Below are 15,917 nucleotides of genomic sequence, written 5' to 3'. Positions count from 1 at the left end.
CTAATCTTAAAATAGCCTGTTTAATCAAGATATTCAACTGATAAATAGGTAACCTTCGGATATAAGCGACTGGACTTATGAGTGTGATAATTGCGGAATAGACTTGTAAAATGGAGATATGAAAAAGCACCCAGTTAAGAGTGCTTTAATATTTTATATCATGAGCTTAGCGTTACATTATTTAGCTAATTTCTGTTGCTTCTCTTGTTTAGATAAACATGATCTCAACATTAAGTAACCAACCACACCAGAGAGTAATGACCCTAAGATAATACCCAAACGCTCGTCAAATAATAAGTTAGTACCCGTTTCTTCGAATGCCAGTGAACCAACAAATAAACTCATGGTGAAACCAACACCACACAAGATCGCCGTGCTATATAAAGAACACCAATCCATGCCTTTTGGCATTTGAGCAAGCTTGCATTTAATTGCTAACCAACATAGACCGAAGATACCGACTTGCTTACCAACAAACAAACCTAACGCAATACCCATAGGCACTGGGTGCAAGATTTGCTCTAAACCAACACCCGATAAGTTAATACCTGCGTTCGCAAATGCGAAGATAGGTAAGATAACAAAAGCCACGACAAAGTGTAGTCCATGCTCCATCTTCTTCAATGGCGAATGTGATTTATCTTTTGATTGCATTGGGATGAATAAAGCCAGGATAACACCAGCCAATGTTGCGTGAACACCAGACTTCAGCATTGCTACCCACATGACGATACCAACAATGATATACAAGGATTTCGATTCAACATTACGTTTATTTAAATAAGCTAACACAGGGATACATAATGCCGTCACAAGCAATGCACCAAGAGAGATCTTCGATGTATAGAAGAACGCAATAATAAGAATCGCACCAATATCATCAAAAATAGCTAACGACGTTAAGAATATTTTCAAACTAATTGGCACACGAGAACCTAATAAGCTCAAGATACCTAACGCAAATGCAATATCCGTTGCAGCTGGGATAGCCCAACCACTTAAGGCTGCAGGATCATCTATGTTGAAATACACATAAATAAGCGCAGGGAATAACATACCGCCGATAGCACCTACGCCCGGTAGAATAATATTACGCGGATCAGAGAGTTCACCTTCGACTAATTCACGTTTTAGCTCGAGTCCAACTAAAAAGAAGAAGACGGCCATTAAGCCATCATTAATCCAAAGTAATAATGGTTTCGCAATTTCTAAACCACCCAGTTTAATCTCGACTGGTGTATCTAAAAATAATGTATATAGTCCTTGTGCTGGGCTATTAGCTAAAATCATCGCTAATACAGCAGAGAACATTAATGTAATGCCACCCGCAGACTCTAGTTTAAAGAAACTAGATAAAAATGAATCTTGTGTCTTGTTCATGCTTGTCCTTATACTTACCTGTTCATCTATAAATGGTCGCTTAATACAAAACAACGCTAATCCATTACACCACTATAGAATGAAAACATGTCAGTATTATCAAATACTATTAATTAAAGAATAATTAAACAATAATTATATTTAACGCTATTAAGGTGCTTTGCCACCGTTTCGTTTCACTCGACATAATATGACACATAATATGTGTAAATCACACATATATATATCAAATCCGGCGTCAAAAAATAACCATAAATGGCTAGTGACAAGCTAGAAACCAGTTGAAAAAACCACGTAAAACATAAAAACACAAAGAATATAAATAAAATACTGTCGAGAAGGCGCTTAAAACGCCATTTAAGAAGAGATCTTCATGTAAGTCAAACTAATATTAGCTGAATTTAAGATCGCTGCTTTATAACGCTTTAAAATTTGTTTTATGAGGAATTATTTTTTATTGGCTAGTATGAAAAATAAGCAAGTGAACGAAAAAAGACCTGTCAGAATTAACTAACAGGCCTTTAAACTAAGTACATCAAACTAAACCATTCGGTCTCTGTCTTAATTACTTATTAATTTTGCCGCGTCTGCATCTAAAAACCACTCAGTTGTACCTTGAGTTGCTTTAACTTGTGCCGCTGGATATGCCAGTGCCGCATCATCATTATCATGGATCTGCTTGATCACTTGTGCTTTACCTGCGCCCATTACTAAATAGCTAATACGTTTTGCATTAGCTAATAAACGTGCCGTTTTAGAAATACGGTATTGTCCTGACTCAGGGTGCTGCGCAATGATTGCAATATTGTCATCATTATAATCAGTTTGGCCTGGGAACAATGAGGCAGTATGACCATCACCACCCATACCAAGTAAGATCCAATCAAAACAAGGTAAACCATTTTGCATTGGGATACATTCTTGCATCTCTTTTGCAAAACGAACGACTTCTTGCTCTGGTGCATCTTCACCTAAAATACGGTGAATATTTTCTGTTGGTAGCGCTACCTTAGAAAATAATAATGTTTGTGCTTCACCAAAATTACTTTCAGCATCATCAGGTGTTACACAACGCTCGTCGCCCCACCAAAAATGTAAATTAGCCCAGGTAATACTCGTTGAAAATGGTGCTTGTGCCAAAACTTTAAATAAAAGTTTTGGTGTGCTACCACCTGATAACGAGATATGTACCGGCTTATCTTGCTGGCTGTATTCAACAAGTGAATGAGCTAATGACTCAACGACTTGTTCAGGTGTTTCAAAAGTTCGATAATCCATCATGATCCCACGCTACTGTTATTTATTTAACGACTTAGCTATTTAACTATTTAAGTCATTAATTAACGACTTAATTAATGACCCAGAATAACTCAGTAATTTAGTTAATGACTTCTTCACTTGAAAAACGCCATTCTCGGCCATCTTTCTCAAGCATTTCATCTGCTTTATTCGGACCCCAGCTACCACACTTATAACCAAATAAAGATTTAGCTTCTTTTTTGTAGTCTAAGATTGGCTGCACGAATTCCCAACAGGCTTTAACGGCATCAGAACGGGCAAACAGTGTTGCATCGCCTTTCATACAATCAAGTAATAAACGCTCATAAGCTGTTAACAGATTATTTTCTTCTAAACTATTATAGTCAAAACTCATTGATACTTGCTGAGCCGTGAAACCTGCACCTGGTTTTTTCAAACCAAAGTCCATTTGAATTGATTCGTTTGGTTGGATACGCAAAATCAGTTTATTTTCTGGCGCATTCTGACCAAAGATTGGGTGTGGTGTCTTCTTAAAGTGAACCACGATCTCAGTCAAACGTTCTGGCATACGTTTACCCGTACGCACATAGAAAGGTACGCCGTTCCAACGCCAGTTGTCGATCATAATTTTCATTCCTACATAGGTAGGAGTACGAGAATCTTCATCAACGTCTTTTTCACTACGGTAACCCGGCATCTCTTCGCCGTTCACAATACTCTTGGTGTATTGGCCTAATACTAAGTTATCACGTAGGTCTTGTTCTTCAAGTGGACGTAAGCTTTGGATCACTTTAACCACTTCGTTACGCATCGCATCTGCGTTGATTACCGCAGGCGGTTCCATTGCAACAAGAGCAAGTACTTGTAACAAGTGGTTTTGTAGCATATCGCGTACTGCACCAGAATGGTCGTAATAACCACCACGCTGTTCCACACCTAAGCTTTCAGCGGCGGTAATTTCAACATAGTCGACAAAGCTGCGATTCCACAGCGGCTCGAATAATCCGTTAGAGAAGCGATATACTAATAAATTCTGTACTGTTTCTTTACCGAGGTAATGGTCAATACGGTAAACCTGACGTTCACGGAAACAAGTATGTAGATGTTCATCAAGTGCATTTGCAGAAGCAAGGTCATAACCAAATGGTTTCTCAACGATCAAACGTTTCCAACCATTACGGTCTTTATTCAGTTTATGTATTGCTAAATTTGCAGAGATTGCTGCATATAGGCTTGGCGGTGTCGCCATATAATAGATAGCATTACCAACCGTGTTATGCGTCTCAGATAGGACTTCTAAACGATCTTTAAAAGCAACATAACTGTCAGGGTCGGTCATATTCATTGAGATATAGTACAAATGTTGACTAAACGCTTCAGCTTGTTGCTGAGTAATGCCTTCACTTAGGATTAAATCATTAGTTACTTTCTCACGGAATGAATCGTCCGTGAATGCAGTTTTACTCGCACCCAAAATAGAAAAATCTTCAGGTAACAGTTCATTGACATAAAGGTGAAAAAGCGCGGGGAGTAGCTTTCGTTTTGTTAAATCACCCGAAGCACCAAAAATGACAATACTGTTATTCTCAGGTTTTACCATGGTTTTACTTCCTAAAGATTTTATCGAAAAGATTAGAATATATGGCGCTAGTCTGTTTGCGTGATGCATAGATAACGGACTAGGCGCGGCATTATCACTCAAAATGAGCAAAAATTAAAATGGTTTCAGCAATATATTCATCAAATACCCACAAATAGGCATTTGATCGAAAGTGTAGCTCTAATTAAATGGACAAAGACTTTCGAATGAAACAATTTATCGAAGGTTTACAAAATTAAAGCGGTTAAATCAATGTTAACAGGTGTATAAATAATCAGCGTAAATTAAGCGTCAATTCACTCTAAACAATCGCCAGTCAATTTAATCTCAACGTTAGCGATAGACTCATTATTGTAATGGGCAATATATGACAATGCGCAGTCTGTCGATTCAAGCTGATTCATTCTAACCCAACTCTGTTTAGGGCTTACATTTTTACAGGTATACATGCCGTCAATTGAAGTAATGGTATCGCCTTCAACAAGGGGGCCAGAGGTTAGCCCTAGGATATGGCAGATTTCAGTCGGATGTAACAGCTTGCCAGACACAAGATAGGATTGTCTGATGTCATATTGAACATACGCTTGACCGTTAATGGTCTGCTTACGTGATTCGATATTTGATGCAGTTTTCAAGGTGTCTACGGCATTGATTAATTTACCACGCAGATCAGTCAGCACAGCGACTTTCGCTTCACGGTGCGTTTTGGTGTATTCGGGGATAGCAAACATAGCTAGAACGGAAAGCACCACAATAACAAATGTTAACTCCAGCAATGAAAAACCCATTTTTTCATTCATTAAAATCTAATACCTTAAACTTGTTCAGTTATCTCGGCCGAATACTAACATATCTACGGTCTATTCAAGACTAATAATATAATCATTTTAATGTATATATCGCGCTGATTTGATACAGTAAAACAAAGTTAGATAGTTTAATCTCAATATCTTAAATGATTTATGTTGGAGTCTATTAATGCGACCTACTCGTCCTGCTACTTTTTATTCGTTTCGACGTTGCCCATACGCAATGAGAGCGCGCCTCGCCATTTGTTATAGCCAAGTTGAAGTTGAATTAAGAGAAGTGGTATTAAAAGATAAACCAATAAGCTTGTTAGCTTACTCACCGAAAGGCACTGTGCCAGTTTTAGTCACTCAAAATAAAAAAGTCATTGATGAAAGTCGCGATATTATGCACTGGGCGCTTACGCAAAATGACAGCAATGATTGGTGCCGCCAGAACCAACCCAATTTACAAAAACAGATCAGCTCACTGATCGATGAAAATGATAACGAATTTAAAGCTATTTTAGATAAGTATAAATACGCTGACCGCCACCCTGAATTTACTGAAGCACAATATCGCGAGCAAGGCAGCCATTTCCTTACTCAATTAGAACTGCTGCTAAGATTGCATAATAATCTGATTAGTGAAGATGTGAGTCTCGCTGACATGGCTATCTTTCCCTTTATCCGTCAGTTTGCAAGCGTTGATAAAGTCTGGTTTGAGCAATCGCCCTACCCTAAATTACGCGCTTGGTTAGCACGACACACAAGCTCTACATTATTTACTGATATTATGTATAAATACCCTCAATGGTCTGCGGGTGACAAAGCCGTTTATTTTGCTTGTAGTCACTAAACGATAGCTATTTACGGTTTGTTATTAAAACGAAAAAAGCCAGTCCTACATGTGTAGTCTGGCTTAATATTCAATATCAGTATTGTTTATTACGTATTATCACTTCGATAACATACGTGTAAAACCTACTTTATGCTTTTAGCATACGACGTGCTGCATCAACCACAACTTTAATCGATCTTGTTTCAACAAGTTTCATTGCCGCTGCATCAGGGATCTCTTTTTGTGTACGGTTAATAATAACACCGGCAACACAACCTGCTTTAAGACCTTGGCTTGCACACATAGTAAAGAGTGTTGCAGATTCCATTTCAAAGTTAAGTACGCCCATGTCTTGCCATTCTTGCATAGAACCTTGGAAACGGCGTGTTACACGACCTGAGAATGTATCGTAACGTTCTTGACCTGGGTAGAAAGTATCACTTGATGCAGTAACACCCATGTGCACTTTAATGCCTTCAGCATCGACAGCCGCTTTCATTTCAGTAGCAACGGCAAAATCGGCCACAGCAGGGAATTCCATTGGTGCAAAATGTAAGCTGGCACCGTCAAGACGTACTGAAGCAGTTGTAACGATCATATCGCCAACATTAATGTGCTCTTGAATTGCACCAGTAGTACCGACTCTTAAAAATGTCGTCACACCCAACTGCGCAAGTTCTTCAACTGCAATAGACGTTGATGGACCGCCAATACCAGTTGAACATACTACGACTTTCTTACCTTCTAATTCAGCTAAATAAACCGTGTATTCTCGATGACTTGCTAAAAATTTAGGATTTTCCATTTGCTGTGCGATCTTTTCGACACGCGCTGGATCACCTGGAATGATAGCCAATTCGGCACCTTGTAAGTCTGATTTATTGATACCAAGGTGAAAAACGTTTGCAGTAGTCATAGCATATTCCTTAAAACCGGAGAGAACCGTCATTATAAAGTTCAGTATTAAAAATGGCGGTAAATATTAAAAAACAATGATAAAGCAGCAGGCTTGCCTATAAAGTGATAATAATCACATGTTTCATATATAACCTAATTATATTTCATTCATGTTCACATCTATAAACAATACTTAACTGTATTTTCATCAATTCCGTTAAACGTGTTAATAAGTTCGCTTAAAACGCTTCATTCACATTAAAGTAGAACCCTGAATCACCATTACCAAAGCCCATGTCTAAGCGTAGATTAACTTTGGGCTTAACTTCAAATCGATAACCCACGCCCGCCGTTGGCAATATTTCATCTGCTGATAATTTATCAATGTTATCTGCAAGTCCACCAGCACCGCCCCAAAATACCATACCATGACGGCCTGGTAGGTTTAAACGGTATTCAACTTGTGCCAATAACATTTGCTCATCGCGATAACGTCCCGAGTTATAACCACGTAACAACCCGCCACCGCCTAACGCCGAAAGTTGATCCCAAGGCACATCCCCCTGGGTAAAGCGGCCATGAACTTGCCAAGCCAATACATCACCGCTCTCACCTATGCTCAGGTACTCACTATATAATAACGATTGAACATTAAAGTCAGCTTGGCTACCAAACTCTTGGCGATACCACTTCGAATCAAGCTCGACAAGACGCCCAGAACGAGGACTTAGCACACTGTCACGACTATCGTAATTAACCAATAAGCTAGCCCCAACACTACGGCTGCTTTCCACCAACATACTGCTATCGACTAGCGACTGCCCGCGATCAATATCATCGGCTGAACTATAGTTAAAATCCATGCCAATACCAATAAAGCTTTGCGCGGAAATACGTTTGCGTAACGAAGGCGCCAGTGATAATTGCTGATTATCAAATGTTACCTTATTATCATCTTGTCTATTTTCATCATAACCGCGGCCATAATATACTTCAGGCGCATCAGCGATAACGGCATCAACATAAAACCGTAACGTATCTTGCTGTAAAAAGGTTTTGTTTGCGACAGCAATCCCCAGTGAGCCATTAGCAGATGCAAAGCCATTAATAATTAATGTCGATAACTGACTTACTTCATCATTTTTATCTACCTGATAGAGTCCAATTGCCGAGACACCAACACCAAATGACATTTCCGGATTATAAAAAGGCCCGGGTAATACGCTAAAATCAATCACCTTGTCTTGGTCATATTCGCCATCTGCACCGAGGTTCTCTAGTAATCCATCGATCCAACCGCCCTGCTCAACCTGAGCGCTTTCATCTACATCACTTTCTACATAAGTACTTTCTATATAAGTACTGTTATCGACATGAAGAGTGCCATCTGTTTGAGAAGGAGTATCCGCAAAAGCACTTTGACTAGTCAGCAACAGCAATGAACTAGAGAGCAGTAGCGGTAACCCTAACCTGGTTTGATATAGCTTGGTTTGATATAGTTTGGTTTTATATAGCTTGGTTTGATATCGCTTGGCTCGACGGATCAGCATTATTTATCACCCTCGCGCTTGGCTTTTAACTGCTTATCATCTTCAATCTGGTTATATGCAGACAATGCTAAAAACTGCTCACTGGTAAAACCATTCGCCCACAGTTCCGCAGGGATATGACTAAAGTTAGCTTTAAACTTATCATCAATAAATAACCACAACTTGGCCACGTCATCTATATCGACCCCATGACTGTAACGTAACAGTGATAGCGGTTTAGCTTGGTGTTCATCTTCATAGAGCGGTGCAAGCAAAGGCCAATGCGCATGCGCTTGGGCAGTTTGTTTATCCACTAAATACGGCGACTGAACATCACCCAAGGCATAATGGCGTTTTAACAGCATGAATTTATTGGGTAATGGTTCCTTTGAATCCCACCAATCGCCGTCAATCACATCAAACAACGCGTTCGTTTGCTCGGCTGTTACAGGCTCAAGCTGATTGATTGCCGCGGTTAACCAGCCATTCATGTGCTGATTAAACAAGGTTTTATTCATGGCTAAGTTATTGCTGATTAATGCCACGGCGATCTTAGCACCCAGCATATTTGAATAGATATCTTCAGGTGAATAAGCCGATACCTCTTCAGACCAAAGCGCCCAACTACGATAGCCGTGCCATTGTGCGATTTCATGTGATTCCGCCATTAAGTAACCTAATCTTGCGGCGATATCAGCCGCTAAGTTCCAGCGCTGTAATGGATCCAGATGCTCTATATCAAGGGCTTTTAATTGGATGTAACGGGGCCCTATTTCAGGTGGTAACTCAATTTTTGCTTCTTTACCTAATTGCTTATAAATTTTATAAAACAAAATAACCGTGTTATCAGCGGTATCGCGTACATGGGCTAAATCAATGAAACCACCAAGTCGCGTATAAATTTGGCCATTGTTTTCGCCGCCGCTACTACCGCCGGGTGATGCTTTCACATAACTAAACGAGCCAGCGTCAAAGGCATGAGCACCTATATCATCCGCATCAAGTGTATTAGCGTAACGAAAGAATGGTACTTGTAATGTGCCTACTTTGACTTTTTGGGCATTACCAAACGCGCAGCAAGGTCTTACATCTCCAGGCATTTCTAGGCTTGAATAACCATTTAGTTCAGTGCTTGCAAGTACACTCTTATCAGGCTGCGCCGTTAATGCTTCAGCGACAGCGACATCTGTAGGTAATGCACGAACTTGCCAATCTTGGCTGCAAGCGGTTAACAACATCGCGCCAAATGCAAAAATAAATACTTTAGCTAATGACATCATATTAGAAACGGTACCCTAGGCTAACCATCACACTACTGCGAGTCCCTAAACCTGCTTCCATGAGCAGATCAACATTATTGGTAATTTGCGCTTGCCCACCGATTAAGGTATTCCATTTGTCTTCAAGGTGTTGCTCGACTTCAAATTTACCTGGTAGGTTGATGCCAATATCCTTGAGATTCCCCGCAAATGTTTGTTCTACATTTTGATACATAGCACCAGTCCATAACTGCATATCATGGCCTTTGAACTTCCAGCGATAGCCAACTCGTGGAGAGACCACAATTGAGCTGATTTCACCATCTAATATATCCAATGCGGTATTGGTGTAGTTGACATCGAGTAACGCAAACCAATTATCAATACCACCAACGATCGTGGTACCTGCGCCGTAGGTAATACCTTTAAAGTTCAATTCAAAGTCGTGCGTGCCTAAGCTAAGCGGAGGTCTATTAGGGAATAGAGGTCGCTCAAGAGTCGGATTAACCACTGCAGTACTACTGCCCTGCGTGTAACCCAGAATGCCATATACATTTAAAAACGGTAGCACCCAAATATCCCCACGAAGCGTTAACGTTTCAGACTCTTGCTGTGCGGTTGATGTGCCAACTTTAACGTTTTCATCTACCCAAGGATTTATACCACTAAAAGCTACTGAATCTACAACAAGAGGCTGTTCCATCTTCATATAAGTCATACTAAAACCATACGGCTTGGGCAATTCATGTCCAAGGTCGATAGCTTCTTGTGCCCAAATCGGAAAGTTACGTTCATATCTATCGAATTCTTCAACACTGAGTAATTCACTTTCATCAGCAGTTAACGCCGTCGATGCCACCGGCACCTGCGCCTGCTCAATGCCGACAATATGTTTCACATTACTGTTGTTGGCCGAGTCTAAATCTGTAGAGGTAAATAGATGATCATTGGCGGATACAGAAAACGAGCTACTGATAAGTGCCGTCATTGCCATTGTGAAATGCGTGTTGTTGTTCATCATACTACCTCTAAAGACTAATAAGGCGCGGAGTCTAACAAACACGTTTAGGAAAACAACAATGTGGAAAGTGAATTACATTAAATTACAATAACTTACAGTAACCAATTATTAACATCATTATTATTTACCAGGTTAATTTTATATAAATCAGCTATATGTGGATAATAAGTCGATATAGTCGGGCATACGAAAACAACAGACTGTCAAATAATACGTTATTAATTACACAAACTACCCTGAACGATTTATAAGCAAAGATGTCGTAAATACTTACTTGCCCCATCCTGCTAAGCTTGTTATAACCATCACAGTTACTTTCCATCTATCTGGTCTTTCTTATCTATGCTAAAAATCGCCACGTTTAATCTTTTCAATTATATTGAGCCTCCCTATGCTTGTTATGACTTTGATCGTATCTATGACGAGGTGCAATGGCAGAAAAAGCAGAAGTGGATAAGAGATTATCTTACTGAGCATCAACCTGACGTGATCGGTTTTCAAGAAGTATTCAGCCCCGATTCATTAAAAGCATTAGTCGCAGATTGTGATTATCCGTATTTTTCCGTGGTCGATAGCGCAGATGTAATCGAAGACTATATTTTCCGTAGTCCCGTCGTAGCGATAGCATCCCGATACCCAATCACAGATATCACCGCTGTCATGCCAGATAGCGAACTTGCCGTGAGTATGGGATTGTCTGCTGAATATCAATTTAGCCGTAAACCACTGCGTGCCAGTATTGAATTACCGCACCTAGGTACAACAGATTGTTATGTTGTGCATTTTAAATCTAAACGACCGATGTTAGAAAGTGACGATAATAAATTGGCGACAACCAAAGCTGTGCTTGATGCCTTTACCAAACAAATGTGCGGTAGTTGGGGATCATCAATGCAACGCGGTTCTGAAGCCGCGTTATTATTCCAACAAATGATCCAACGTCGACTAGCGACTAACAATCCGATGATGTTAATGGGTGATTTTAATGACCGACTAGATAATGATCGCGACGGGGTATTATCTCACTTAACCATGAACACATTACGCTTCAATTCAGACCCGCAAGCACAAGATATTGTCAAACAGTTCAGCCTGCAGGATAGCTGGTTTTTATACCAACACGCCGCAAATGGTGTGATCGCAAGCAGTACACCAGACCCGCGCCCACCGACGCATTACTTTTTTAATAAAGGTTCAGTATTAGATTACATCTTACTGTCGTGTGAGTTTAATGCCGAATATCAGCGTAGCCTGTATGAAGTCAGTGATTACCACACCTATGACCGCCACCTGATTAATCCTATCTATGCACGTGATAGCGAAAGCACCGATCATGCAGTGGTACAAATCAATTTACAACTCAGGACTTAACCCTTAACCCTTAACCCTTAACCCTTAACCCTTAACCCTTAACCCTTAACCCTTAATTTAAGAATAAGGTGCTGGATTCAAAGGCGATTACCTGTCGATAAATAATATTGTAAATGACGATATAAATTACTGTGTAATTAAATGACAGTTTCTGCTTGCGTTAACCTAATTCTATTTTATAATGCCCGCATCTATTCGAGGGAGTAGTCGCTTCACCACGTGAAGGAATACATCAACATAACTGACCAACAGGTCGTGGTGTATTCAACCTAGTTCGAAGTTAATACTTTAAAGCTAATAGTTTAAAGCTAATAACCCGATACTAAGTTTGATGAGACTTGAACAAGTAACCACCTACTTTCGAGGGCAGGGTGTCGCTTGTTTATGTCTAAATGCCCTCGTACGAGAATCCTATGTCTTTATTATTACCCATCATTGCTGTGTTAGTTGGCTTCATTATACTCACCGTCAGTGCCGACCGTCTTATCTTAGTATCATCAACATTAGCCAAACAATTTGGTGTTTCAGTCATGTTTATTGGTATGACCGTCATTGCTTTTGGTACATCATTTCCAGAATTAGTCGTCAGTGCGATCGCGTCATTTAATGGTGCAGAAGGTCTAGCTGTCGGAAACGCCATTGGCTCTAATATTATCAACAGCGGCTTAGTATTAGCGCTTTGTGCCTTGTTTATGCCACTTGTTATTCAAGTACGCTTCATTAAACGTGAATTACCGATTCTCGTTATCGCACTTATTGCCGTGATCGCATTAATGTCGAATGGTTCAATTACCATGTGGGATAGTCTAGTGCTTATCCTATTACTTGCACTGTACTGTGTCTATTTGGCTAAATCATCGTCTGAAGATGATGTTGAAAATGAATTAGAATTTTTAGATGTAAGTCAAAATAGAGCATTAGTCGAAACTATCGCTATGTTAATCATGTTATTAATCAGTTCACAAATCATGGTTTGGGGTAGCGTGCAACTTGCTAAAGCAATGGGCGTAAGCGACTTATTGATTGGTCTAACAATTGTGGCATTTGGGACGAGTCTACCTGAGTTGGCAGCTGCTATTGCTGGTGTGCGTCGTGGTATGCCTGAAATTGCATTCGCGACTGTGATTGGTTCAAACACCTTTAATCTATTAGGTGTGCTGGCGTTCCCAGGCTTAATTGGTGATGGTTTACAACTGCCAGCAGAAGTATTAACACGTGATATTCCAATGCTGTCGATTATGACTGCATTTATGGTTATCTCATTCACCATGACTTATTTTGTCGTGAATAAACGTCGTTCTAATTTGAAACCTGAGCAACAAACAGACGCGTTAATCGCGGCAGACAGTAAACTAAACTATCGCTTCGGTCGCCTTTCTGGCGCGGTATTGTTGATTATGTTTGTTGGTTATACCTGGGTACTATTTACCTCTTAGGCAACAGTTAAAATTACAGCTTAAGTGACATTACACATTTAAATAGTGCATCGAGAGTTACCTTGATGCACTTATTTATACACTTATTATATGCTAGCTTAATAACGCCTCATCAATAGCGCTTGTTATATGACGATAGCGACTACTGACCTTGATCATCAAAAACAATAAATAACCAAACTGCCCTATTATAGCTAATGATAATAACCAGTAATTCTGGGGACTATATAAGGTCATACACAAAGCAAACAGACTAAATACATGGCTATATAATAAATACTGCATCCGCGATTTACTTAATAGTTCGTGCATATTAGGTAATAACGCAAATGCTTGCAGATGAAAACCACATTGACGCTGCAGATGTAGGTAGGCCAAAAAAGGCACTATCTTGATGATCATCGCCATGATCACACTCAATATCCAACCATAGATAAATATCGATGCGAGTGTTAACGGTGACCAACCTAAATTGAATAGCAAAGCCTCAACACTTGTCACTGAATTATTCATTAAGCCCATGTCTAAGCTCATCACTAAACTCATCACTAAGCTAATAGCACAGCAAAGAAATAAGCACGTTAAGGCAATAAACCAACAAGTGACACTAGCATCACTGATTTTTCGCTTACGTCGGTATAAACAATGCATAGCCGTGACAGCATATACCATCAAGCTTAGCTGTAATAAACCAATACAAATCGTCTGTATGAATTGCCACACTGCACTATCAACAATTGATTCAATCACAATGCTATCAATAACAGTAAGTTGGGTGATAACCAAGGTCATTAACGTATAAATAAGCAATGTAATGAACAGAAAGCCAGGGAGATAACGCGAGCACCAACGCGGAAAAGCAGGCGCAACATGAAACATAGGCAGTACTTGAAAGCTCACACCGATAATCACTAAACTGATCCAACCAATCAGTCCCCAACTAGCATGGCTATCAGTCAGTTGCTTGGTGATATTAAATTGGCTAGCGAATAAGTAACCAGCTAACAGTAAACTGGCAATAATGCCAACCACCAGCATAGCAATAAAACCTAAGCGCATTGTATTGATTGATACACTGGCCTGACTTCGCTGTCTAATCAACCATAATATTGCGCAGATAAAACCACCCAAACCAAGGGTAAATGAGATACCTGAAACAGCAAAAAAGAAATTACTATTACTTGAGTCCAAACCTAATACCAACATATTCGCTAAAAATGCACGAATTAACGACAGTGTGCCCGCAGCCATCAAGATCACAGTCAATGTTGAAATAAGTTTAACCTTGGGTAAAGATTTGCCTGCCAATACCGGTAATAACTGTAAAATAGCCCCACACATGATCATAGAAATAACGCCCAGCACAATAGCATGGGTAACAGCGAGAGTGGCGGGATGCCAGCGGGTTAACCACATCGACTCGCCAGCAACAGCAATAATTAACGCGCTGATGAATGCAAATACAGGCGCGACAAAAAAGAACCGCATCGGCACTGAAAATGGCGGTATGTTATCAAAGTCTAATCCCGCAAGGTTCATTCTAATTCCAGCTCAGAAAATGCGGCTAATGCCGATTCATCCGCTTTAAAAGCAACTTTGATGATAACGGCTAAATCTTCACAACTGCCATTATCATTACTTTGATGACCAACAAGAGCCGATGCTTGGTTAAAACCATAATCAATATCAACGCGGTAAACAAATCCTAACGCTGCTAACTTGGGATATAACGGCGTCGGGTTTTTACGGTGATAAATAATCAAACACTGACCTGGGGACAATTCCGCTAACGCCAGTAATACCTCACGCATTGGTTCAGGCATGGGTAACTCGCTTACATCAAGCTTAATGCCTTGCAGTTTAGCCGGTTGTATTGGGGTAGATTGTACTTCTGTTGACTGCACTTTAGTTGATTGTAAAGTTATCGCCATTACGAGTACGCTTTTACTTGCTGCAATACCGCATCTGCATCCGGTAAGTGCGCCTGCGTCATTGGGTATAACATCTGCTCTTCTTTCATATTGTGCTGTTGCATTAAGATCATTAAGGTTTCAGATAACCCTAAGAATAGATCTTTATTCTGCACAGACAATTGTTGCGTCATTTCTGCCACTAATTGACGCATTTGTGCATGTTCAGCACGCATCACTTGCGTTGGTCCCATCGTCATACCAGTTGCTTGCTCAAACGCGGGAAATAAAATCGTTTCTTCTTGTTGTAAATGGATCTCAAGATCCGTTGTAAATATAGCCCACTGGCTATCAGCTTCTGGCCATTTCTTTGCCGATACCGCAGATTCTGCAGCAATAAAAGAATCATCACAATGGCGATGTTGAGCAGTCATAAAATCAGGGATAGTGTGCATATAAGCCTCAAGTAACAAACAGTAGTGATATAACGCCCATATTACGGAAGCACTCATTACTTGTAATTGATATATGTCTATTGCAGCAATAAAGATTACGTGCACTTTGTTTGCCTTTGTAGCAACATAACGACACTTGGCAACGACATGTTTATAACGCACAATAACGACTT

Annotated in this window: 14 protein-coding genes; 3 read left to right on the top strand and 11 right to left on the bottom strand. The window is 40.0% G+C overall.

Going from position 1 to position 15,917, the window contains the following annotated elements:
• Positions 1 to 177 precede the first annotated feature (177 nt).
• The 4 genes from nhaA to A923_RS0117085 form a co-directional block, all read right to left on the bottom strand.
• Positions 178 to 1,380, bottom strand: coding sequence for a Na+/H+ antiporter NhaA (gene nhaA, locus A923_RS0117100; protein ID WP_017222911.1), 1,203 nt, complete (start codon positions 1,378 to 1,380; stop codon positions 178 to 180).
• 561 nt (positions 1,381 to 1,941) lie between these two features.
• On the bottom strand, positions 1,942 to 2,661 hold the full coding sequence (pgl, locus tag A923_RS0117095) for a 6-phosphogluconolactonase (protein ID WP_026006306.1): 720 nt from the start codon (positions 2,659 to 2,661) through the stop codon (positions 1,942 to 1,944).
• A 97-nt stretch (positions 2,662 to 2,758) separates the two neighbouring features.
• Positions 2,759 to 4,240 carry a glucose-6-phosphate dehydrogenase gene (gene zwf, locus A923_RS0117090; protein WP_017222909.1) on the bottom strand — a complete coding sequence of 494 codons (1,482 nt, stop codon included), beginning with the start codon at positions 4,238 to 4,240 and terminating at the stop codon, positions 2,759 to 2,761.
• Positions 4,241 to 4,536: 296 nt separating this feature from the next.
• A complete protein-coding gene (locus tag A923_RS0117085) occupies positions 4,537 to 5,040 on the bottom strand; it encodes a type II secretion system protein (protein WP_017222908.1) in 504 nt (167 codons plus the stop codon).
• Between the two features lie 178 nt (positions 5,041 to 5,218).
• Here A923_RS0117085 and A923_RS0117080 point away from each other — a divergent pair, with 178 nt between their 5' ends.
• Entirely contained in the window at positions 5,219 to 5,884 is a 666-nt protein-coding gene (locus A923_RS0117080) for a glutathione S-transferase (RefSeq protein WP_017222907.1), read from the top strand.
• Positions 5,885 to 6,014: 130 nt separating this feature from the next.
• Here the strand turns inward: A923_RS0117080 and udp are convergent, their stop codons facing one another.
• The 4 genes from udp to A923_RS0117060 form a co-directional block, all read right to left on the bottom strand.
• Positions 6,015 to 6,782: a uridine phosphorylase gene (gene udp / locus A923_RS0117075; protein ID WP_017222906.1), complete on the bottom strand. Its 768-nt coding sequence runs from the start codon at positions 6,780 to 6,782 to the stop codon at positions 6,015 to 6,017.
• 220 nt (positions 6,783 to 7,002) lie between these two features.
• Positions 7,003 to 8,313, bottom strand: coding sequence for a BamA/TamA family outer membrane protein (locus A923_RS0117070; RefSeq protein ID WP_017222905.1), 1,311 nt, complete (start codon positions 8,311 to 8,313; stop codon positions 7,003 to 7,005).
• Positions 8,313 to 9,572 (bottom strand): DUF4056 domain-containing protein, encoded by a 1,260-nt coding sequence (locus A923_RS0117065; RefSeq protein ID WP_017222904.1) that lies wholly within the window; start codon positions 9,570 to 9,572, stop codon positions 8,313 to 8,315. The genes A923_RS0117070 and A923_RS0117065 overlap by 1 nt, the downstream gene beginning before the upstream one ends.
• 1 nt (position 9,573) lies before the next feature.
• Positions 9,574 to 10,572 carry a virulence protein gene (locus A923_RS0117060; protein ID WP_237716237.1) on the bottom strand — a complete coding sequence of 333 codons (999 nt, stop codon included), beginning with the start codon at positions 10,570 to 10,572 and terminating at the stop codon, positions 9,574 to 9,576.
• Positions 10,573 to 10,914: 342 nt separating this feature from the next.
• On the opposite strand from A923_RS0117060, the gene A923_RS0117055 reads away from it, so the two are divergent.
• Entirely contained in the window at positions 10,915 to 11,943 is a 1,029-nt protein-coding gene (locus A923_RS0117055) for an endonuclease/exonuclease/phosphatase family protein (protein WP_017222902.1), read from the top strand.
• A 413-nt stretch (positions 11,944 to 12,356) separates the two neighbouring features.
• Entirely contained in the window at positions 12,357 to 13,379 is a 1,023-nt protein-coding gene (locus A923_RS0117050) for a calcium/sodium antiporter (RefSeq protein ID WP_017222901.1), read from the top strand.
• A gap of 93 nt (positions 13,380 to 13,472) precedes the next feature.
• On the opposite strand, the gene A923_RS0117045 is transcribed toward A923_RS0117050, so the two are convergent.
• From A923_RS0117045 to A923_RS0117035, 3 genes are read right to left on the bottom strand one after another with little or no spacing between them, the layout of a single operon-like run.
• Entirely contained in the window at positions 13,473 to 14,918 is a 1,446-nt protein-coding gene (locus tag A923_RS0117045; protein ID WP_017222900.1) for a hypothetical protein, read from the bottom strand.
• Positions 14,915 to 15,310 (bottom strand): DUF2249 domain-containing protein, encoded by a 396-nt coding sequence (locus tag A923_RS0117040; protein WP_017222899.1) that lies wholly within the window; start codon positions 15,308 to 15,310, stop codon positions 14,915 to 14,917. The genes A923_RS0117045 and A923_RS0117040 overlap by 4 nt, the downstream gene beginning before the upstream one ends.
• Complete coding sequence (locus A923_RS0117035) at positions 15,310 to 15,849, bottom strand: hemerythrin domain-containing protein (protein ID WP_017222898.1); 540 nt, start codon at positions 15,847 to 15,849, stop codon at positions 15,310 to 15,312. The genes A923_RS0117040 and A923_RS0117035 overlap by 1 nt, the downstream gene beginning before the upstream one ends.
• Positions 15,850 to 15,917 lie beyond the last annotated feature (68 nt).

Source organism: Moritella dasanensis ArB 0140 (genome assembly GCF_000276805.1).
Classification (GTDB): domain Bacteria; phylum Pseudomonadota; class Gammaproteobacteria; order Enterobacterales; family Moritellaceae; genus Moritella; species Moritella dasanensis.
This window is presented reverse-complemented; position numbering and strand designations above follow the sequence as displayed.

Excerpts from the sequence above, each read along its gene's own strand:
- nhaA (WP_017222911.1), bottom strand. The coding sequence starts at position 1,380 with ATGAACAAGACACAAGATTCATTTTTATCTAGTTTCTTTAAACTAGAG.
- pgl (WP_026006306.1), bottom strand. The coding sequence starts at position 2,661 with ATGATGGATTATCGAACTTTTGAAACACCTGAACAAGTCGTTGAGTCA.
- zwf (WP_017222909.1), bottom strand. The coding sequence starts at position 4,240 with ATGGTAAAACCTGAGAATAACAGTATTGTCATTTTTGGTGCTTCGGGT.
- A923_RS0117085 (WP_017222908.1), bottom strand. The coding sequence starts at position 5,040 with ATGAATGAAAAAATGGGTTTTTCATTGCTGGAGTTAACATTTGTTATT.
- A923_RS0117080 (WP_017222907.1), top strand. The coding sequence starts at position 5,219 with ATGCGACCTACTCGTCCTGCTACTTTTTATTCGTTTCGACGTTGCCCA.
- udp (WP_017222906.1), bottom strand. The coding sequence starts at position 6,782 with ATGACTACTGCAAACGTTTTTCACCTTGGTATCAATAAATCAGACTTA.
- A923_RS0117070 (WP_017222905.1), bottom strand. The coding sequence starts at position 8,313 with ATGCTGATCCGTCGAGCCAAGCGATATCAAACCAAGCTATATAAAACC.
- A923_RS0117065 (WP_017222904.1), bottom strand. The coding sequence starts at position 9,572 with ATGATGTCATTAGCTAAAGTATTTATTTTTGCATTTGGCGCGATGTTG.
- A923_RS0117060 (WP_237716237.1), bottom strand. The coding sequence starts at position 10,572 with ATGATGAACAACAACACGCATTTCACAATGGCAATGACGGCACTTATC.
- A923_RS0117055 (WP_017222902.1), top strand. The coding sequence starts at position 10,915 with ATGCTAAAAATCGCCACGTTTAATCTTTTCAATTATATTGAGCCTCCC.
- A923_RS0117050 (WP_017222901.1), top strand. The coding sequence starts at position 12,357 with ATGTCTTTATTATTACCCATCATTGCTGTGTTAGTTGGCTTCATTATA.
- A923_RS0117045 (WP_017222900.1), bottom strand. The coding sequence starts at position 14,918 with ATGAACCTTGCGGGATTAGACTTTGATAACATACCGCCATTTTCAGTG.
- A923_RS0117040 (WP_017222899.1), bottom strand. The coding sequence starts at position 15,310 with ATGGCGATAACTTTACAATCAACTAAAGTGCAGTCAACAGAAGTACAA.